Below are 20,745 nucleotides of genomic sequence, written 5' to 3'. Positions count from 1 at the left end.
CAAGATGACTATGCAAACTCAGACTTCCCCGGGATTATGGACGCTCGCATGGCATCGCTTACGTGCCGATAAAATTGCCATGGTTTCTCTGGCGATCGTCGCGGCATTTTTGCTGATGCTCATTTTGTCAGCCAGCGGCATGATTGCCGCAGACTGGGAACAGGAAACCGGTGTCAGCTATGCGCCGCCGCACTTTATCGGCGCTGATGCACCAGCAGAAAAAGCGGACGCGATTCAGGCAAGCCCGACAGAAAACCCGCTCGATCCGTTAAAGGATGTCTTGCGTGAATTGCGCCAGACAGCAGCAGGAAATACAGCAGGGCAAACTGAACCGCTGGATTTCTACGGCATCAGTGATCCGCTGGCAAAGGAGATGGCCGACATCAACGCCGAGTTGGCAAAATCAGGCAAGACCACCGTCGCAGAACGGGCAAATACTCTGCCATTTGGTGCCGATAAATGGGGACACGACATCATCAAGAAAACAATTAAAGGTGCAGAGACCTCGATCGTAGTTGGCCTGATTGCGGCTGTACTGGCAACCTTACTCGGCACTTTGTTCGGTGCATTTGCCGGTTATTTCGGCGGACGCACTGACGACTTCTTTAACTGGTTTTACAGCATCTTCACGTCTATTCCATACTTGCTGCTGGTACTTTCGGTGGCAGCCGTTTTGCAGCAGAAAGGCGTTTCCACCATCATCCTGATTCTGGCCTTCACCGGCTGGACTGGTCCTTTCCGCCTGATGCGCGCCGAATACATGAAGCACAAAGCGCGTGAATACGTGTGGGCTGCCGATGCCATCGGTGCGACGCATTTCCGCAAAATGTTCATCCATATTTTCCCGAATGTCAGCCACGTTGCGCTGGTACAGGTATCGATACTGGTGGTCGGCTTCATCAAATCAGAAGTGATACTGAGCTTCCTCGGTTTCGGCGTTCCTGTCGGCACCGTATCGTGGGGCAGCATGCTCAATGAAGCTCAGAATGAACTGATTCTCGGTAAATGGTGGCAGTTGGTGGCGGCGACGACCGCAATGGCGGTGCTGGTGACGGCATTTTCCATGTTCACCGATGCTCTGCGCGATGCGCTTGATCCTAAGCTGAAATAAGGAAGCACAATGACTCACTCTACTTCGCCATTACTTCAGGTCGAAAATTTACGCGTTTCTTTTCGCATCAATAAAAAAGACAGCGTGGAAACCGTCAAAGGCGTGTCCTTTACGATTCCGCACAACGCCACCGTCGCATTGGTAGGTGAATCGGGCAGCGGCAAATCGGTCAGCTCACTGGCCGTCATGGGCTTGCTGCCGCCGGACACTTCCAGCATTGCACCTGACAGCAAAATTCTGTTTGAAGGCCGCAGCCTGCTGAACCTCAGCACGGAACAACGTCGCGAGCTGTGCGGCAAAGATATCTCCATGATTTTTCAGGAGCCGATGACTTCCCTGAATCCGGTCTTCACGGTCGGCTTTCAGATTGCCGAAGTCCTGCGCCTGCACATGGGCATGAATGCCAAGCAGGCGCGAGCCAGAGCCATTGCGCTGCTGGAAGAAGTCGGCATTCCCGACCCGCAATCGAAAGTCGATGCGTATCCCAGCCAGATGTCGGGCGGTCAGCAACAACGCGTGATGATCGCGATGGCGATTGCCTGCGAGCCTAAATTACTGATCGCCGATGAACCGACCACCGCGCTGGATGTGACAATACAAAAGCAAATCATTGATCTGATCGATACGCTGCGGGTGAAACACAAAATGTCAGTGCTGTTTATTACACACGATCTGGCTTTGGTCGGTGAAATTGCGGATCATGTCATCGTCATGCAGCATGGCGTGATCCGCGAAGCCGGCACGGTGCAACAGATATTCGAGCAACCGAAAGACACTTACACGCAGGCGCTGCTGCATTGCCGCCCTTCGCTCGATACCCGCCCGTGGCGCTTGCCGGTGATCGCCGATTTCATCCACCATCAGGGCGCCTTGCCTGAGCAAAAAGAGCGAAAACGTGGCATTGATGGTACGGAAGATATCGTGCTGGAAGTTAACAATCTGGGGAAAAGTTTTTATACCCGAGAAGGTCTGTTTGGCAAAAAAGAATTCAAAGCCGTCGAGAATGTCTCATTCAAACTCGCCCGTGGTAAAACGCTGGGCGTGGTCGGCGAATCCGGTTCCGGTAAAACCACGGTCGGATTAACGCTGATGCGCCTGCATCAGGCCAGCAGCGGACAAGCCATCTTTGATGGCAAAGATATCCTGTCCATGTCAGACAAAGCGTTTTTACCGTACAAGCGCCGGATCCAGATCATCTTTCAGAATCCTTACGCATCGCTCAATCCGCGCTTTACGATTGGACAGATCCTGATGGAGCCGATGCTGATACATCAGATCGGTGCGAACAACAATGAAAGAGTAGCGATGGCGATGCAGTTGCTCGACAAGGTCGGCTTACCTGCCGCCGCTTTCCATCGTTATCCGCATGAGTTTTCCGGCGGCCAGCGTCAGCGGATTGCGATTGCGCGCTGTCTGACGATGAAACCCGAAGTGCTGATCTGCGATGAATCGGTATCGGCGCTGGATGTCTCGGTACAGGCGCAGGTATTGAATCTGCTACAGGATTTGCAGGAAGAATTCGGCTTGTCGTATATCTTTATTTCGCACGATCTGGCGGTCGTGAAATACATCGCCGATCAGGTCATGGTGATGAATAAAGGCAAGGTGGTGGAGCTGGCGAATTCGGACGAACTTTATCTGCATCCGCAACAGCCCTACACCCAGACCCTGTTGCAAGCGATACCGCGCGGGCTGCAACACGGGCATGCGAACGCTATCCTCTGATCTGGCGACTGAGTGACCATGCCACGCCCGGCAGATTTCAGCGCACATCCTTGTAAATTATGAATTTTTGGGGAGTATGTTTAAAAACAGATGAATAGTCCGAATAAATACAGGGGGTAAAAAACATACTGGGGGGGAGTATAATTACGGCAAAAATACGCGTTGACGGCATATATTTCCCATCAGCATCAGGCTGGCATGTTAGACGACGTTATCACAAACTCTGCTGATGAAGCAGCGTGAAAGCGGGACGTTATCTACACTGCAGCAAGAAAGCCCAGGCAGCATGGAGCAAGATAACGCAGCGTGACATTTATCCGGCACTTCCTTGTCACACAATTGTCATCTGCGGAATGAAAGTTAGTATTTGCCCGATTCGCGCGAAGCAACTACAATTCCGACCTGTTGTCACCGCCCACTGTCGGGAAGACAACAACAGCCAGTGTTATCAAACTGGCGTCAGCAATCAGTAAAGGGAAATTTTTAAAAACCTGCTTCAACGAAAAACAGGTTTTTAAAAATGACCGAAAACCACATCGTAATATTGATGCGGCCTTTCAGGGCATTTCAGGCTATCAGCCGCATCTGCATTACGACAATACCTGGAGTCAACATGGCATTTCTGCAAGGCAAAAAAATTCTGATCACCGGCTTACTGTCGAATCGTTCTATCGCTTACGGCATCGCACAGGCATGCAAACGCGAAGGCGCGGAACTCGCATTTACTTATGTCGGCGATCGCTTTAAAGACAGAATTACAGAATTCGCAGCAGAATTTGACAGTAAACTGGTTTTCGATTGTGACGTCTCCAGCGACGAACAAATCGACGCTACCTTTAAAGATCTGGCACAGCACTGGGACCGCCTTGACGGTCTGGTTCATGCAATCGGCTTTGCACCGCGCGAAGCGATTGCCGGTGAATTCCTCGACGGTTTTTCACGCGAAGCCTTCCGCATTGCGCATGACATCTCTGCTTATAGTTTCCCGGCAATGGCAAAAGCGGCACTGCCACTGTTGCGCGAAGATTCAGCCTTGCTGACGCTGTCTTATCTCGGTGCGATACGTGCGATCCCGCATTACAACACAATGGGTCTGGCTAAAGCATCGCTGGAAGCCTCCGTGCGCTACCTCGCAGAAGATCTCGGCAAAAAAGGCATACGCGTCAATGGTATTTCTGCCGGCCCGATCAAAACGCTGGCAGCATCCGGCATTAAAGACTTCGGTAAGCTGCTGGGCTTCGTTGCTGACCATGCGCCACTGCGCCGCAATGTGACTATTGAAGATGTCGGTAATACGGCAGCATTCCTGTTGTCGAATCTGGCGAACGGCATCACGGGTGAAATCACTTACGTCGATGGCGGCTTCTCGCATGTGATGGGTCTGAATGCCGATTCTTATCATCTGTAATTGCTGGAAGTAGTTGCTATAAACAAGCAATTACAGGCGCTCAGCTGACAGGTTCGCTGACATTTAAAAAGGTGCAATGACTGCACCTTTTTTATCGTCCGCCATATCGTGATGATTCATACGCTCGGTTAAGAGCACACCCGGGTAAGCAAATACCGATAATCCACCTCAACAAGACTTTCACTATCGATTACACTTAGCCGGATTCAATGCGGTCCCCTTATTCATTACTCGCAATGTATCCCTTCAATACCATGCGCGCCGTCTCTCAGACTCCAAAAAAACTGACTCTGTTACTGACCAGCCTGATAATTTTCTTGACCAGCCTTATCAGCAGTCATCATGCACAGGCGCAGAGCGATGCTTGTCATCCCGCATGGCCGGCGTGGTCGAATTTCAAACAGACATTTATCACCGCCGACGGTCGCGTGATTGATCACAGTGGCAGCATCAAACCTACCGTTTCGGAAGCCCAGGCATATGCACTGTTTTTCGCACTGATTGCCAACGACAAAGCCAGTTTTGACTCGCTCCTGCGCTGGACCGAAAACAATCTCGCCTATGGTGATCTGACCGCCCATCTGCCCGCCTGGCAATGGGGCAAACGTGCCGATGACAGTTGGGGCATCATTGACAAAAACCCGGCATCCGATGCCGATTTATGGTTAGCATACACACTCAGTCTGGCAGGTGATGCCTGGAATGAAAAACGCTACACGGCGCTCTCGGCATTACTCGCGAAACGTATCCTGAATGAAGAAACGGCAGATATCCCTAAACTTGGCTTGACGCTATTGCCTGCGCCGACAGGATTTGTACTCGCTGACAAGTCGTGGAAACTCAATGCCAGCTATCTGCCGATACAAGTCTTGCGCTGGTTTGATCACACAGAGAAAGATCCGCGTTGGAAGCAACTGCTGGCTTCATCCATGCAAATTATTTCCGGCTCGTCACCGAAAGGCTATACCGCAGACTGGATACTGTTTCATCCTGACAAAGGCTTTACCCCTGACATCAACGGTGCAGAAAAAGGCGATGGCGGCTACAACGCCATCCGTGTTTATTTATGGGCAGGCATGATGCATGAGCGCGATCCGGATCGCGCCGCCTTAATCAAAACATTGCTGCCGATGGCAAAACTGACTGAGACCAAGGGTTATCCACCGGAATACATCAACATCCAGAGTGGCGAAGTGAGAGGCCCGGGCTCATCCGGATTTTCCGCTGCGCTGCTGCCCTTCCTGCAGGCAGCCAAGGCGAGTAAAGCGCTTCAACAGCAGGAACTGCGACTGCAGGCCCAAGCCATCAAAGCCGATGCGTATTACGATCAAGTGCTGTCTTTATTCGCGCTGGGATGGCGCGAAAAGCGCTACGTCTTTTCTGCAAAAGGCAAGGCAGAAATGGCATGGCAGAAAGCCTGTAAAAAATCAGGATAAGTTGCCTGCACCTCATGAAATTAATAACCTGACGAGAGGCCAGCGACTAGAATTGTTAAAAACGGGTGCTAATTTTCGTAAAATCATGTATCATTTCATTTTTGCACTGCAATAAAACGCGGTCAATAAAACTGTAGCATCGCAAGCCTGTGCATCTCCGTAGTGGAGTTAGCATGTAAAAGCCCTCCCGCCCTGCATGTCTGGTCGCATCAAAGACATCATCCTGGCGCAAAGCTTTTGTGCCGAAATCTCATTGTCGTCCGTTGTTGGATTCTCTGTGTTTATTTCGTTTGGTTGGCGCTGCATTTTTGCGCGCGTTAGTTTCTCATCGCGCTAAATTTTTACGAAAGTATTCCATGAGTTTTGAAGAATTAGGTCTCCACGTCAATATCATCCGCGCCCTGACTGATGCAGGCTACACTAAGCCAACGCCGGTACAGGAGCAGGCAATTCCTGCTGCGATCAACGGACGCGACCTGCTCGTTTCTTCCCAGACTGGTTCTGGTAAAACGGCGGCATTCATGCTGCCTGCGCTGCACAAATTAGCAACGGCTGAAGTCGTCAGCTATACCAACGGTAAAACGCCCAATCAGGAACGCCAATCCGCCCGCTCACGCGGCGACCGTCCTCGTTTCGTCGCAGCAAAACCCAAAATGCTGGTGTTGACTCCAACACGCGAACTCGCTTTGCAAGTCACAACCGCAACCGACAAATACAGCGCCTATTCACGCCGTATCAAAGCCGTATCCATTCTGGGTGGTATGCCTTACCCGAAACAGATGCAGTTGTTGTCGCGCAATCCTGAAATCCTGGTCGCCACACCTGGTCGCCTGATCGACCATATGGAATCCGGCAAGATCGATTTCTCCGAATTGCAAATGTTAGTTCTTGACGAAGCAGATCGTATGCTGGACATGGGCTTCATCGACGATATCGAAAAAATCGTTGCTGCCACTCCGGCAACTCGTCAAACCATGCTGTTCTCTGCGACGCTCGACGGCGTTGTCGGCAACATGGCAAAACGCATCACGACAGACCCTATGGTGATTCAGATTGCCAGCTCCGCCAGCAAACATGAAAACATCCAGCAAAAAGTGCATTTCGTGGATGATCTGTCCCACAAAAACCGTATGCTCGACCATTTGCTGCGGGATGAATCGCTGGATCAGGCTGTCGTGTTTACTGCAACTAAACGTGATGCAGATACGATTGCAGATCGTCTGAATATCGCTGGTTTTGCGGCTGCAGCACTGCATGGCGATATGCATCAGGGCGCACGTAACCGCACACTCGACGGCTTGCGTCGTGGTCAGATCCGCGTATTGGTTGCAACTGATGTTGCCGCCCGTGGTATCGACGTGCCAGGCATTACTCACGTGTTTAACTACGATTTGCCTAAATTTCCTGAAGATTACGTACACCGCATTGGCCGTACGGGCCGTGCAGGTCGCAAAGGTCTGGCTATTTCCCTGGTCAACCACGCGGAAGGTATGCATGTCAAACGTATCGAGCGCTTCACAAAACAACTGATTCCTGTCGATGTGATCGAAGGTTTTGAACCTAAGAAAACAGCATCTGCGCCACGTTCAGCTGCGCGCAAACCGGGCGGCTGGAAACCGGGCGATAACCGCAAATCAGGCGGTGGCTTTGGTAACAGCAAACCAGGTCAACGCTCGTTCAGCAAACCTGCTGGTGCAGGCACTGGCGCCCCACGCAAAGAAGGCAGCGGTGGCTACAAAGGCAGCCGTTCCACCGAAGGCAGCACACGTCGCTCATTTGGCGACTATTAATCACCGGCTGGCGCAAAAAACTGATCAGGGAACAGCGCGCTCCGTTTGCCTGTTTCATCTGATATAGCTTTTGCCGGATAAGCAATATCACAAAAAAGCGATCACTGCGGTGGTCGCTTTTTTTATACTGAGTCCCCCGGCGTATAATCATCGGCTTGATGAACGCACTCTTCTGATGATCTATGACCTCCAACAATGAACCTGCTGTACGCCTGACATCGTTTTCTCACGGTGGCGGTTGTGGCTGCAAAATCGCTCCCGGTGTGCTTGCTGAAATTCTCAAAAAATCCAGTGGGTTCCCGGTACCGCCCGCTTTAATGGTCGGCATAGAAACTGCCGACGATGCGGCTGTGTATAAGCTGAATGACGAGCAAGCGCTGATCGCCACCACCGATTTTTTTATGCCCATCGTCGATGATCCGTTTGATTTCGGCCGCATAGCGGCAACGAATGCCATCTCAGATGTCTATGCCATGGGTGGTACGCCGATCATGGCACTGGCACTGGTCGGCATGCCGGTCAACCAACTGCCGCTTGATGTCATCGGCAAAATTATTCAGGGTGGAGAATCCGTATGTGCCGACGCCGGCATTCCGATTGCCGGTGGCCATACGATAGATTCGGTTGAACCAATTTACGGTCTGGTCGTCATGGGTCTCATACATCCATCAAAAGTGAAACGCAATGCGGATGCAAAAGTTGGCGATAAGCTCATCCTTGGCAAACCACTTGGTGTCGGTATCTTGTCTGCCGCACTCAAAAAACAAGCGCTGGATGAGGCTGGTTATGCCAGCATGATCAGCAGCACCACCAAACTGAATCGCCCGGGGCAAGAGTTATCGAAGCTCGATGGTGTACACGCGATGACCGATGTCACAGGCTTTGGTCTGCTCGGGCATTTACTGGAAGTCTGCCGTGGTGCCAATGTCACGGCCAGACTCAGTATGCAGAACATTCCTCTGCTGAACAAAGTAGAGCGGCTTGCCACCGAAGGTTTTATTACCGGCGCGTCTGCCAGAAACTGGGCTGCGTACGGGCATGAAGTCCGGCTGCATGCCGGCATCAGTGCAGCACAACAGGCCTTACTGACCGACCCGCAGACCTCCGGCGGCCTGCTGGTCTCTTGTGACGCGGCTGCGGTAGATGCGGTTTTAACGATTTTCCGTGAAGGTGGCTTCTTTGAAGCGGCCGTCATTGGTGATATTGTTGCAGGCTTACCTGCAGTTGACGTTAACCCCTGATTTTTTTGAATAGCCCGAAAATATGAATCAATTAGAACAACTGAAGCAATATACGACTGTCGTTGCCGATACCGGTGATTTTCAGGCAATCAAAGCCTACACTCCGCGCGATGCCACCACTAATCCATCGCTGATTCTGAAGGCTGTTCAAAAAGCGGAATATAAACACCTCCTTGAAAAAGCTGTCAAAGATACGGCAGGCAAATCCATCGATGAAACCATCGACCACCTGTTGATTGCATTCGGCTTGCAAATTCTGAACGAAATTCCTGGTCGTGTTTCCACTGAAACCGATGCCCGCCTCTCTTTTGATACCGAAGCAACCGTCGCTAAAGGCCGCCAGTTAATCGCGTTGTATGAAGCCGCTGGCGTATCACGCGAACGCGTACTGATTAAAATTGCCTCGACCTGGGAAGGTATACGCGCCGCGGAAATACTCGAAAAAGAAGGCATACGCTGCAATATGACCTTGCTGTTTTCACTGGCACAAGCGATTGCCTGTGCAGAAGCAGGAGCGCAACTGATTTCACCATTTGTCGGCCGTATCTACGACTGGTACAAAGCAAAAACCGGTCAGGAAATTTTTGGTGCCGATGATCCGGGCGTGTTATCCGTCAAAAAAATCTACACTTACTATCGTAAATTTGGTTACAAGACCGAAGTCATGGGTGCCAGCTTCCGCAACACTTCGCAAATTCTCGAACTTGCAGGTTGCGATTTGCTGACGATCAGCCCGGATTTGCTGCAAAAGCTGGCTGATACCAACTCGGTCATCACACGAAAGCTGAGCGCAGAAATGGCGGCCTCTTCTGATCTGGAAAAAATCAGTATGAATGAAAAAATATTCCGCTTCCAACTCAATGAAGATGCGATGGCAACCGAAAAACTCGCGGAAGGGATACGTGCATTTTGCGCAGATACGGTAAAGCTGGAACAAATGATTGCGGCGCTACGTTGAAAATACATCGGCGCTTTAACATGCGTATTGCACGTGCGAAAAGCTGAACGAAAGTTGAATGATTATTGCAGCGCTCTTGTTCATTATTGATCTACAGCACAGCAACAAAACCATCGCAGGGATAGAATTTTCTATCCCTGTTTTTATATCGATATCTGTATGAAAAAAGTCATTGAACTGACGAGCTGGAACCGGCGCGAACACTTTGCTTTCTTTTCCCGCTGCGATGAACCATTCCATGGCATCGTCGCCGATATTGACTGTGACGCTGCCTATCATTATTGCAAGCAGACAAAAACGTCCTTCTTCCTGTTTTATCTGCACCGCGTTTTACAGGCGATTAACGATACTGATGCGATGCGCTATCGCATTGAAGAAGGACAAGTCGTTGAGTATGCAAAGATACACGCGAACGCCACTATCAGTCGCGAAGACCATACATTCGGATTCTGCCCGATACAGTTTGATGAGGATTTCGCGGCATTTTCAACACATGCCGGCAGCGCAATGGAGATAGTCAAAAACAGTTCGGGACTATGTTTTACAGAAGAATGCAAACGCAACGATGCGATTCATTTTTCTGCGATGCCTTGGATTCATTTTACGGGCATCACACATGCGCGCCGTCATGACGGCATGGATAGTGTCCCGAAAATATCAGCAGGAAAATGTCATCTGCAAAATGGAAAAATGCAGCTGCCTATTGCCAGCTTCGTTCATCACGGACTAGTTGACGCTTACCACATCCATCAATTTCTGAGCCGGTTGCAACAGGCTATGAACGAACTACCAGAGGCATAATTCAGGCATGCCTCACAACAGCCTGTATTCCATGCGGGCTGTTGTGAGGCACAAGCCCGTACCCGCCAGCACCGGCTTCAACAGACACATCAGGAATGGGAATGGATGGATCGCAAAATGCCTCAAGCCCCACCAGACAAGACCTGATCAACACCACGATTCGCTAACTGATCAGCGCGTTCATTGCCGGGGTGACCGGTATGTCCACGTACCCAGCGCCATTCAATCTGATGCGTCATCTGTGCCGCATCAAGTTCCTGCCAAAGATCGACATTCTTAACCGGGGCCTTCGATGCGGTTTTCCAGCCCTTGGCTTTCCAACCGGTAATCCACTCTGTAATCCCCTTCAACACATACTGACTATCTGTATGCAAAACGATATGACATGGTCGCTTCAGCGCGCCCAGCGCGCGGATTACCGCCATCAACTCCATGCGATTATTGGTGGTTTCCCGTTCGCCGCCGAATAACTCTTTTTCTTTCGTCCCTGCAACCAACAAAGCACCCCAACCACCGACACCCGGATTGCCCTTACAAGCACCATCTGTATAAATTTCTATCTTATCCATATTTATTTTTTTGCTTTATTTGCGACCGGAATAGCGGCACCGCGTACAACGCGCTTCTGCTTCAATGCAGGTCCTATCATGCGCATACCGCGCACCCGCTTAATTGCCTGCATGACGTAGACTGAACCGAAATACGGCCACCATCGCTGTCCGGCTTTTTCCATGAATTTAAAACGATGCAGCCATTTTTCTGAACGACACGACGGCGCGTAACAACCGAAATGCACTTGCCCGATTTCCATATTTAATAATTTCAGCCAGTCTTTCAAACGGGCGGGACTAATGAACTCGCCTTCATGCGGCAGATAATAGTTTTTATTCAGACGCCCGACAAATTGTCTTGCGCCCCACAAACTAGTCTGATTGAAACCCGTCACGATCAACCTGCCTTCAGGAATCAACACCCGTTCTACTTCGCGCAACATCTGATGTGGTTCAGCAGCAAATTCCAGTACATGCGGCAAAACGATGAGGTCTATGCTCTGCGTTTCAAAAGGCAGCTCAGAAAAATCATGCGTCACCACGACCCTGCTCGCATTTTCTTTCGTCAGATTCGTCAAATCAGGATTCGAACACCATCGATGCGGCATGCGGCTTGCAGCGAGCGCGTTAATTTGTGGCAAGCCTATCTGTAATGCATTAAAACCAAAGATATCGACCGTGATTTTCGCCAGCAAGGCTTCTTCCCAGTCGCGAATATACCGTCCCGCAGGTAACTCCAGCCAGGTATCGAGGTCTATAATGTTCTTTTCCACAGCTTCCATACGTGCGTATGACGAATTCCCTGAGTATATTGACTGTGCCCGCTTTTGACGACAATTATCTGTGGGTCATCCACGACGGCAAACATGCGGCAGTCGTGGATCCCGGAGATGCGGCCCCGATCTTAAAGACTCTTGAAGCACATCAACTGACATTGTCAGCCATTTTACTGACGCATCATCATAGTGACCATATCGGTGGCGTTCCTGCGTTATTGCAGCACTTTAACGTGCCAGTGTATGGCCCTGCAAATGATGGCATTCAGGCTGTCAGTCATCGATTAGCAGAAGGCGACATCGTTGATATTCCTGAGATGAACTGGGCGCTGCAAGTAATCGCGGTGCCGGGACATACACTGGGCCATATCGCCTATTTTGCATCTGCGCAGCATTGGTTGTTTTCCGGCGATACACTGTTTGCAGGTGGTTGCGGGCGCGTGTTTGAAGGAACGCCAGCACAAATGTTGTCTTCACTCGATAAACTGGCTGCCCTACCCGATGATACGGCGGTTTATTGCGCGCATGAATACACTCTGTCTAATTTACGCTTTGCCAAAGAAGTTGAACCAGATAATCCAGCCATCGCAGAACGCTTACTCCGCGAACAACGCAAAAGAGACGAAGGCATACCGACCGTGCCGGGACAGATAGGACTGGAAAAGTATAGCAATCCGTTTTTGCGCAGCCGCGAACCTGCTGTTATTGCACGCTTACTGAGTACCGGAAAAATATCTGCCCATCAAGATGATGCTTCCACTTTTGCCGCATTGCGAGAGTGGAAAAACAATTACCGATAATTACCGACAATATCGAGAAGCCGCATCTAGCACTCAGTGCGGCTTCAACAACGTTACTGATTTTTCATGTCTGAACAAGTTCAATCCTTAAAATCCCTGACCTTATTTTGTAAGGTCGTCGACAATTACGGCGACATTGGTATCTGCTGGCGTCTGGCAAGACAACTGGAGCGAGAACATCACATCGACGTCCACTTGTGGGTCGATGATCTGCGCAGCTTTCAGCGGATTTGTCCTGATGTGAAACTGAATATCAATACACAGAACGTCGCCGGCGTCATCGTGCATCACTGGCGCGACCAGAACGGTACATTTACGCCGGAAGATGTCAGCGACATCGTCATTGAATTTTTCGCCTGTGACATCCCCCCCTCCTACATTCAGGCAATGGCGCAACGACAGCCTCGTGCGGTATGGCTGAATCTGGAGGGCTTAAGTGCGGAAGCATGGGTGGAAGGCTGCCATACGCTGTCATCGCCTCACGGCTCACTTCCGGTCACAAAATATTTTTTCTTCCCAGGTTTTAATAGCAAAACCGGCGGCCTACTGATAGAGTCAGAATTAGAGCAACAGCGTCAGCAATTTGTTTCAGACCCGGCGACGATCGCGGAGTTTCTATCCGGTTTAGGATTAAGCAGAAATGAAATTGACGCGCTGAAAATTTCATTGTTCTGCTACCCACATGCTCCGGTCACTGCCTTGTTTGAGGCATGGAAAAAAAATGCAACGCCCATCACCTGCCTGGTGCCGGAAGGCGTTGCTATGGAAGCGGTTCAGGCATTCACAGGCCAACCCGCAAAAGCTGGCAGCGTTACCACCATCGGTACACTGACCATACGCGTACTGCCGTTTGTACCGCAACCTGACTATGACAAACTGCTGTGGGCATGCGATCTGAATTTTGTCCGCGGAGAAGATTCGTTTGTCCGTGCACAATGGGCAGCGAAACCATTTGTCTGGCATATTTACCCACAAGATGAAAATTTACATCATGTAAAGCTAAATGCATTTTTAAAATGCTACACGCCTAATACAGAACATCTTGCCGCAATGATGCTTGCGTGGAATGGCGTGACAAGCCTCCCTATCCAGTGGGACAGCATATGGCAGGCATTCGCAGCAGACATGCCACAAATTGCAGATCTGGCGCTTCAATGGCAACAACAATTGATCGCGAATGGCGACATGACATCCAATTTACTGAAGTTTGCTCACACAGTTCATCAGCAAAGTGTCAATAATGAACAAAAATAAGGTAAAATATGCGGTTATTTTTTAGTGTGTTTTTCAAATTGAATCAAACGGGCTTGCGGGGCATTCTGCCAGTAGGCGACAGATGATTTTTATGCAACCTACTTTTTATAATTATTCGCTATGAAACCTGCAAAAGAAATTCGTGTTGGCAACATTATTATGGTCGATAGCAAGCCTATGATCGTCTTGCGCTCTGATGTTAACGGTTCAAGCCGTACTGGCTTTACTTACAAATGGAAGATGAAAAATCTTCTGACAAACAGCCCACTGGAAAGCGTTTTCCGTGGCGACGACAAATTCGACGTTGTTGTTCTCGACAAAAAACCAGTCACCTATTCTTACTTCGCTGATCCATTGTATGTATTCATGGATGCTGACTATGAACAGTATGAAATCGAAGAAGAAAATCTGGGCGATGCATTGCATTACCTGAAAGACGGCATGGAATGCGAAGCTGTGTTCTACGATGGCAAAGCGATCTCTGTTGAGTTGCCAACGACGATTGCACGTCAGGTTGTGTACTCTGAGCCTGCGGTCAAAGGCAATACTTCCGGTAACGTATTGAAAGAAGCGAAGATCGAAAACGCGATCGAAGCGCATCAGCATACTGTACAAGTACCGCTGTTCGTCAGCCAGGATGACGTTATCGAGATCGATACACGTACAAACGAATACAAACGTATCGTTCGTAACTAATTCAGTCATAACCACAAAAAAAGCTACTCATTGAGTAGCTTTTTTTTCGCCTTAGACAGCTGTTCTCAGCTTCCGGACTAGATTGACGCAGCACAGGAAACTGAGATCACAAATCAGAACGCAGGAACAATCGCTCCCTTGTATTTTTCTTCAATGAACTTCTTCACTTCTGGCGAGTTTAAAGCCGCAATCAGTTTTTTAAATGCCGGGCTGTTTTTATTATCTTCGCGGGCCACCAGCAAATTCGCGTATGGTGAATTGGCATCTTCGATAAACAAGGAATCTTTGACAGGATTGAGTTTCGCTTCGATCGCATAGTTTGTATTGATCAGCGCCAGATCAACCTGATTCAACACACGTGGCAGCGTCGCTGCTTCCAATTCTTTAAATTTCAGATTTTTAGGATTTTCGACTATATCTTTTCTGGTCGAAGAAATATTGCCTGGATCTTTTAATTTCAACAATCCCTGCTTAGCGAGCAACAACAACGCACGACCGGAATTGGACGGGTCATTCGGAATTGCAACAGTCGCGCCATTCGGAATATCCGCTACTTTTTTATATTTGGCAGAATAAGCTGCGAACGGCTCGACATGCACCTTGGCGACAGCGACTTCGATGTCGTTTTTGTGGCTCTTTTTAAACTCATTCAGATAAGGCAGATGTAAAAAGAAATTCCCATCCAGATGTTTTTCGTTGACCTGAACGGCAGGCTGTACATAATCAGTAAATACTTTGACTTTTAAGTCCACACCTTCTTTCGCCAGCAGTGGTTTCACAAATTCGAGAATTTCCGCGTGGGGAACCGGTGTTGCAGCGATAGTCAGAGTATCGGCAGCGGATGCTGCGCCGGAAGCAAACAAGGCTGCGCTGAACGTTGTTGCCAGCAGAGCAGAGAAGTGACGTTTAAAAGAAAGAGCCATAATTTATTATCCTTAAATTTATACAAATGAATTACTTACGGGTAAATCGTAAAACCAACTTGTCTCCGAAGAATTGTAATAACTGCACCAGCACGATCAGTATCGTTACGGTCACGACCATCACATCGGTCTGAAATCGTTGATATCCAAAACGCAGAGCCAGATCACCAAGGCCGCCGCCACCGATCACACCCGACATCGCGGCATACGACACCAGGGTTATTGTGGTCACGGTTGCAGCAGCCAGCAAACCAGGCAAGGCTTCGGGTAACAAAGCGTGAATAATGATCTGATGTGTTTTCGCCCCCATCGCCTGACAGGCCTCAATAATGCCGCGATCGACTTCACGTAAAACGTTTTCTACCAGACGCGCAAAAAAAGGTGCAGTCCCTATCACCAGCGGCGGAATCGTGCCCGGCACGCCCAGCGAAGTTCCCACCAGAAACAGCGTGAACGGGATCAACACAATCAGCAAAATGATGAAAGGAACCGAGCGCAGAATATTGACGATAAACGACAGCAATGCATAAACACCGCGTTGCTCTAACAGTTGATTTTTACCGGTCAGGAATAGCAATACCCCCAGAGGTAAGCCCAACAGCACGGTAAAAAATAAAGAGAAACCCGTCATCGTCAAGGTATCCAGTGTCGCCTGCGCGATGTCTTCCCAGTCTATGTTTGAAAAATCCATCAGTGCGCTCCTTCAATGATTTCTGTACGCACATCGAGGTCGCGCAACAAATTCAATACCACCGCAATTTGATCCGGTGTTCCCGACAATTCCACTAACAGCTGACCATACGGCGTGTTCTTGATGCGGGAAATTGTTCCCTGCAAAATCGTGATGTCTGCTTTGGTCTGGGCCGCGATACGACTCAGTATCGGTTCATGCGTTGCTGCTCCGACGTAGGTCAGACGCAGCAACTGACTGTTATCATGACGCTGAATTCTCTGTAACAGGTCGAGATCAAGTGCCTGATTTTCTGCGACCAGACTTTGCGTCACCGCATGTTGCGGATGCAGGAACACGTCAGCAACATCGCCACTCTCAACAATCTGACCCGCATCGATCACCGCAACCTGATCGCAGATCGTACGTATCACTTGCATCTCATGCGTGATCAGCACGATCGTTAATCCCAGTTTCTGATTAATGTCTGACAGCAGGCGCAGAATAGCCTGCGTCGTTTCAGGGTCAAGCGCCGAGGTTGCCTCGTCACACAACAAAAGATGCGGGTAATTTGCCAGCGCACGGGCAATACCTACCCGTTGCTTTTGCCCGCCCGATAATTGCGATGGAAATTTATGTCGCTGATCACTCAGCCCGACCAGTTCCAGTAACTCATCGACGCGCTTCTGACGTGCATCTTTGCTGTAAGTACCCGCGAGCTTGAGAGGAAAATCTATATTCTCAGCAATGATTTTTGCGTTCAACAAATTAAAATGCTGAAACACCATGCCGATACGCTGCCGTAAGCTGTGCAACTGTTCTGAATTAAATTGAGTGATGTCCTCTCCCTCAATCAGCACCTTGCCGCTGCTTGGTCGCTCAAGAAGATTCAACGCCCTCAGCAACGTGCTCTTGCCTGCGCCTGAACGTCCGATGATGCCGAAAATCTGTCCCTTGCGAACAGCCAGATGTATGTTGCGCAGCGCATGCACTTCGCGCCCACCAACGTAGTAATGCTTTTCTAATTGTTCAATATGAATCACTGAATCTCAAACCAATAAATAACGAATGATGGATTTTATCGAAGATACCAAATTCGCTCCAATCATATAAAGTAACTTGTATATACAAAAATTCGTATAAGAGATGCAATCGCGTGTTTCCAGTACTTCAGAAATTCTTATTCAAGATTAACGTAGCAAAAAAAAAAAAATGCGGCCTCAGCCGCATTTTTTCTGCGATTAACGAAAATCAGGATTTCGACAAGACACCCTGACAAGTCGCTTTCTGGCCATCGTTTGCCGGTAATTTTGCACATATGCTATCCAGCTGTGCATGCACTTTTTGGAAAGTCACCTGATGCTTTCCATCTTTATTCCACTCGCCTAATTTTTTACCCATTTTTTCAAGATATGCATGATTTCGCTGATAGAAAGCATTTTCTGTTTTCGATAATTCAGAAAAGACACTTGAAACTGCTTTTTCAATACGCGCATCGTCTTCTGGCGTCAGTTCGATCAGACCGACCACATAATTCGAACCCCATTGCAAGCGGGTTGCAGGCCCTTTTGCTGCGTTATATGCCTGTTCATACCAATTCACTGCAGCCAGTTTATCGCCACGCTTCTTCGCGTTCGAGCCCAGGGTTGACATGAAATAATACGGCGAATGCGAGCGTTTTAATTCTGCTTTCAGCAAGCTATCCGATGCATCCAGCAAATCTGCATTGCCTAATGCATAGGCAGCGGAACTGACCACCGATTGCCGCTCATACGCGTCGCTGGTGGCCTGCTCGATTTGCGACACACGCTTCTGCACGTCTTTTTGCAAGGCTGCCGACGGTTTAGCATTATCAAGCTTAGCCAGCGCGATCTGCGCAATGATGGCGCTCAGTCTGTCTGTTTTCGATATGCTGTTATCGTCAGCGAGCTTACTGAGGGCGACATTCCATGCAGCAGTGAGTTTGCCACGCTGCTCTGATTTTGCGGAAGTTAAAAATTCCGTCAGCTCCGCCGCCGAACCAGCGACAAGATCAAGGTTGTCACGCGCAACTTTCGCATCTGCAAGCGACTTGATTAAGCGCTCAGTTGCCTGCTGTTTGTCGATGGCAGGAACTGTCTGCCCGGGTCTGGCGTTGGCAGCCGCAAATAAGGCTTTCAAATACAGACGCGTTGCATTTAATCCAGCCGGACTTAACTCGGACAAACGCAATAACGTCGCTGGCAAATCTTTGTTGCTCACCAGCTTTTGCTGAGGATCATCCCATGAATAATCCGCCAACAGGCTCCAGTCATCCTGCTTCAGCGACTTATTTCCCGCTAATGCCAGTTTTAAGGAATCCGCCACCGATGCCGAGGTATTCAATGCCAGCGTCAGCACCTGAAGATAGCGTTCAGAATCCACTTCGCCGGGTAAACGGGTGATTTCAGTGCCATCCGGTCTGAACAGTATCATTGTCGGATAGCCGCGTACTTTAAATTGTGCAGCGAATTTCTGCGCTCCCGGGCTATCACCATCCAGATAGACGGGAATAAAATGCCTTGACTTATCAATGAATTCCTGGCGATTGAATATCGTTGCCTTGACCTGATTGCAAGGCGGGCACCAGACCGCTCCCCAGTAGAGAAATAAAGGTTTTTTGCTGGACTTTGCCAACGCGAAAGCCGCATCCACATTATTATCTTTGCGCCATTCGATACCACCCGCTTGCGCAGCATGCGCAGAGGCACTTGCGGTTTTTTCCTGTGCTACGGCCAGCGGTACAGCCAACGCAATGGACATCAGCATGGCCAGCGTACGGACAGAGAATGAAGAATTTGTTTTCATAAAGTAAGTAAAAATACAAATGAGGCGTTGAGTGTAGCAAAATAATATGAACAAATTCGACTCAAAAAGACTGAGCACTTAGATTGTTTTCAAGAAACGATATACAGAAAAATCATTGCTCCTTCATCGACAAATGCATTTTTCATCTAAGTAAAGAAGAATACTATCGTTTCCTTCCGTACTTAATTTATGGAAGATAGCGGTAACTTATATTTGGGAGATCGCACATGAAAACGAATACCGGTTCACAAGCGCAACGCCGTTTAAGCATAGCCGCAATCGCAGCGATGCTTGGTGCCAGCCTGCTTGCGCCCTCACTTAGTGCACGGGCTGCCGAGCCACTGTTGAACGCGTCTTACGATGTCACCCGTGAATTATTTAAAGAAGTTAATCCAGCGTTCATCGCAGAATGGAAAAAGAAAACCGGAGAAGCCATTACGATTAATCAGTCACATGGCGGCTCCAGCAAGCAGGCACGCTCTGTCATCGACGGCTTGGCAGCTTCAGTAGTTACGATGAATCAGGCAAACGATATCGATATCCTTGCGGAGAAAGGTCTGGTTCCGCAAGACTGGGTAAAATCATTCCCCAATAACTCCGCGCCATTTTATTCGACCATGGTGTTCCTGGCGCGTAAAGGGAATCCTAAACGCATCGCCAGTTGGGACGATCTTGGCAAACCTGGCGTCAAAGTGATCATTCCCAATCCCAAAACTTCCGGCAACGGACGCTATTCCTACCTCGCTGCGTGGGGCTCTGTCATTAAAAGCGGTGGCAACGAAGCACAAGCGCGACAGTTAGTTGATCGTCTGTTTAAAAATGTCCCGGTACTCGATGCCGGCGGGCGCGGCGCGACCACTACTTTTACGCAAAGAGAAATCGGCGACGTCTTAGTCACTTTTGAAAATGAAGTGCAACTGGTTAAACAGGAATTTGGCGATCACTATGATGTCGTTTATCCCAAAATATCGATACTTGCAGAGTCACCTGTTGCCGTGGTCGAGAAAGTTGTTGATAAACTCGGTACACGCAAAGTAGCAACGGCGTATCTGCAATTTTTGTACAGCGAACAAGGCCAGGAAATTGCAGCCAAACACTTCTTCCGCCCGCGCTCCGAAGTCGCATCTAAAAAATATGCAGCCAACTTCAAACCTATCACTCTTTTTACTGTCGACGAAGTATTCGGTGGCTGGAAACAGGCACAGAAAAAGCATTTTGATGATGGCGCTGAATTCGACAAACTCTATCAAAGCAAAAAATAAATTAACAAACACATTTTTGCCAATAAGCTCTGCTGCATCAGCAGGGCTTATTTTTTTAGTGATAAGCATCGCGATATCCTGAAATCAACGCGTTCACACCTCAGGAATTTTTCTTACTTTTTTGCAGAAACACTTTCATTTCTTTGTCGGAACGACGGATATGTATAGATAACCAGTCCCGTAACACAGCAGACAACTGCGATGCTACGGTAATACTGCCAGCTTCATACTGGCTCTGCAATTGATTCAGTCTTTCCGTAAATTGATGATGTCCCACCTTGTGGCGCTCCAGATTCGGGAACTTCAGTGTGGCCATCATTTGCTCTTCACGATGAAGATGGTCTTTTGTATAGGTAATCAGCTCACTCATGATCGCCTCTATTACCTCCTGACCACGCCCTACGCTGGTCGCAGTATGCAATTCATTGACCAGATGAACTAATTTTTTGTGATCTTCATCAATAGGCCCGTTATCGATCACCATATCGTCGGCCCATTCAAAATATGCCATATTGTA

The 20,745-nt window shown here is 49.1% G+C and carries 19 protein-coding genes; 12 read left to right on the top strand and 7 right to left on the bottom strand.

The window, feature by feature from the left end:
- The first annotated feature begins 4 nt into the window (after nucleotides 1–4).
- From ACOTSW_RS09610 to ACOTSW_RS09575, 8 genes are all read left to right on the top strand, one after another.
- Nucleotides 5–1,111 carry an ABC transporter permease gene (locus ACOTSW_RS09610; protein ID WP_423678858.1) on the top strand — a complete coding sequence of 369 codons (1,107 nt, stop codon included), beginning with the start codon at nucleotides 5–7 and terminating at the stop codon, nucleotides 1,109–1,111.
- Between the two features lie 9 nt (nucleotides 1,112–1,120).
- The gene (locus tag ACOTSW_RS09605; RefSeq protein WP_423678857.1) at nucleotides 1,121–2,836 is read left to right on the top strand and encodes an ABC transporter ATP-binding protein; all 1,716 of its coding nucleotides are present in this window, start codon (nucleotides 1,121–1,123) and stop codon (nucleotides 2,834–2,836) included.
- A 613-nt stretch (nucleotides 2,837–3,449) separates the two neighbouring features.
- Nucleotides 3,450–4,244, top strand: coding sequence for an enoyl-ACP reductase FabI (gene fabI, locus ACOTSW_RS09600; protein WP_423678856.1), 795 nt, complete (start codon nucleotides 3,450–3,452; stop codon nucleotides 4,242–4,244).
- Nucleotides 4,245–4,561: 317 nt separating this feature from the next.
- Nucleotides 4,562–5,680: a cellulose synthase complex periplasmic endoglucanase BcsZ gene (gene bcsZ, locus ACOTSW_RS09595; RefSeq protein WP_423678855.1), complete on the top strand. Its 1,119-nt coding sequence runs from the start codon at nucleotides 4,562–4,564 to the stop codon at nucleotides 5,678–5,680.
- A gap of 356 nt (nucleotides 5,681–6,036) precedes the next feature.
- The gene (locus ACOTSW_RS09590) at nucleotides 6,037–7,470 is read left to right on the top strand and encodes a DEAD/DEAH box helicase (protein WP_423678854.1); all 1,434 of its coding nucleotides are present in this window, start codon (nucleotides 6,037–6,039) and stop codon (nucleotides 7,468–7,470) included.
- A 182-nt stretch (nucleotides 7,471–7,652) separates the two neighbouring features.
- Nucleotides 7,653–8,711: a selenide, water dikinase SelD gene (gene selD / locus ACOTSW_RS09585; protein WP_423678853.1), complete on the top strand. Its 1,059-nt coding sequence runs from the start codon at nucleotides 7,653–7,655 to the stop codon at nucleotides 8,709–8,711.
- A gap of 22 nt (nucleotides 8,712–8,733) precedes the next feature.
- Nucleotides 8,734–9,669, top strand: a complete 936-nt coding sequence (gene tal / locus ACOTSW_RS09580) for a transaldolase (protein ID WP_423678852.1) — start codon at nucleotides 8,734–8,736, stop codon at nucleotides 9,667–9,669.
- A 159-nt stretch (nucleotides 9,670–9,828) separates the two neighbouring features.
- Nucleotides 9,829–10,470 (top strand): CatA-like O-acetyltransferase, encoded by a 642-nt coding sequence (locus ACOTSW_RS09575; RefSeq protein WP_423678851.1) that lies wholly within the window; start codon nucleotides 9,829–9,831, stop codon nucleotides 10,468–10,470.
- A 122-nt stretch (nucleotides 10,471–10,592) separates the two neighbouring features.
- Here the strand turns inward: ACOTSW_RS09575 and rnhA are convergent, their stop codons facing one another.
- Nucleotides 10,593–11,039, bottom strand: coding sequence for a ribonuclease HI (gene rnhA, locus ACOTSW_RS09570; RefSeq protein ID WP_423678850.1), 447 nt, complete (start codon nucleotides 11,037–11,039; stop codon nucleotides 10,593–10,595).
- Nucleotides 11,040–11,041: 2 nt separating this feature from the next.
- Nucleotides 11,042–11,803 carry a class I SAM-dependent methyltransferase gene (locus tag ACOTSW_RS09565; protein WP_423678849.1) on the bottom strand — a complete coding sequence of 254 codons (762 nt, stop codon included), beginning with the start codon at nucleotides 11,801–11,803 and terminating at the stop codon, nucleotides 11,042–11,044.
- Between the two features lie 8 nt (nucleotides 11,804–11,811).
- On the opposite strand from ACOTSW_RS09565, the gene gloB reads away from it, so the two are divergent.
- The 3 genes from gloB (at nucleotide 11,812) to ACOTSW_RS09550 (ending at nucleotide 14,547) form a co-directional block, all read left to right on the top strand.
- The gene (gene gloB / locus ACOTSW_RS09560; RefSeq protein ID WP_423678848.1) at nucleotides 11,812–12,597 is read left to right on the top strand and encodes a hydroxyacylglutathione hydrolase; all 786 of its coding nucleotides are present in this window, start codon (nucleotides 11,812–11,814) and stop codon (nucleotides 12,595–12,597) included.
- A gap of 66 nt (nucleotides 12,598–12,663) precedes the next feature.
- On the top strand, nucleotides 12,664–13,851 hold the full coding sequence (earP, locus tag ACOTSW_RS09555) for an elongation factor P maturation arginine rhamnosyltransferase EarP (RefSeq protein WP_423678847.1): 1,188 nt from the start codon (nucleotides 12,664–12,666) through the stop codon (nucleotides 13,849–13,851).
- 120 nt (nucleotides 13,852–13,971) lie between these two features.
- A complete protein-coding gene (locus ACOTSW_RS09550; protein WP_423678846.1) occupies nucleotides 13,972–14,547 on the top strand; it encodes an elongation factor P in 576 nt (191 codons plus the stop codon).
- A 113-nt stretch (nucleotides 14,548–14,660) separates the two neighbouring features.
- On the opposite strand, the gene ACOTSW_RS09545 is transcribed toward ACOTSW_RS09550, so the two are convergent.
- The 4 genes from ACOTSW_RS09545 to ACOTSW_RS09530 form a co-directional block, all read right to left on the bottom strand.
- Nucleotides 14,661–15,470 carry a MetQ/NlpA family ABC transporter substrate-binding protein gene (locus tag ACOTSW_RS09545; RefSeq protein ID WP_423678845.1) on the bottom strand — a complete coding sequence of 270 codons (810 nt, stop codon included), beginning with the start codon at nucleotides 15,468–15,470 and terminating at the stop codon, nucleotides 14,661–14,663.
- A gap of 31 nt (nucleotides 15,471–15,501) precedes the next feature.
- On the bottom strand, nucleotides 15,502–16,161 hold the full coding sequence (locus ACOTSW_RS09540; protein ID WP_423678844.1) for a methionine ABC transporter permease: 660 nt from the start codon (nucleotides 16,159–16,161) through the stop codon (nucleotides 15,502–15,504).
- Entirely contained in the window at nucleotides 16,161–17,183 is a 1,023-nt protein-coding gene (locus ACOTSW_RS09535; protein ID WP_423678843.1) for a methionine ABC transporter ATP-binding protein, read from the bottom strand. Before ACOTSW_RS09535 ends, ACOTSW_RS09540 begins: the two co-directional genes overlap by 1 nt.
- 208 nt (nucleotides 17,184–17,391) lie before the next feature.
- Nucleotides 17,392–18,966: a thioredoxin family protein gene (locus ACOTSW_RS09530; protein WP_423678842.1), complete on the bottom strand. Its 1,575-nt coding sequence runs from the start codon at nucleotides 18,964–18,966 to the stop codon at nucleotides 17,392–17,394.
- 227 nt (nucleotides 18,967–19,193) lie between these two features.
- Between ACOTSW_RS09530 and ACOTSW_RS09525 the strand changes: the two genes are divergently transcribed.
- Entirely contained in the window at nucleotides 19,194–20,228 is a 1,035-nt protein-coding gene (locus tag ACOTSW_RS09525) for a sulfate ABC transporter substrate-binding protein (RefSeq protein WP_423678841.1), read from the top strand.
- A gap of 100 nt (nucleotides 20,229–20,328) precedes the next feature.
- Here the strand turns inward: ACOTSW_RS09525 and ACOTSW_RS09520 are convergent, their stop codons facing one another.
- Entirely contained in the window at nucleotides 20,329–20,739 is a 411-nt protein-coding gene (locus ACOTSW_RS09520) for a bacteriohemerythrin (protein WP_423678840.1), read from the bottom strand.
- Nucleotides 20,740–20,745: the final 6 nt, after the last annotated feature.

The sequence above is a fragment of the Undibacterium sp. WLHG33 genome (genome assembly GCF_049544815.1).
Taxonomy (GTDB): domain Bacteria; phylum Pseudomonadota; class Gammaproteobacteria; order Burkholderiales; family Burkholderiaceae_D; genus Undibacterium.
This window is presented reverse-complemented; position numbering and strand designations above follow the sequence as displayed.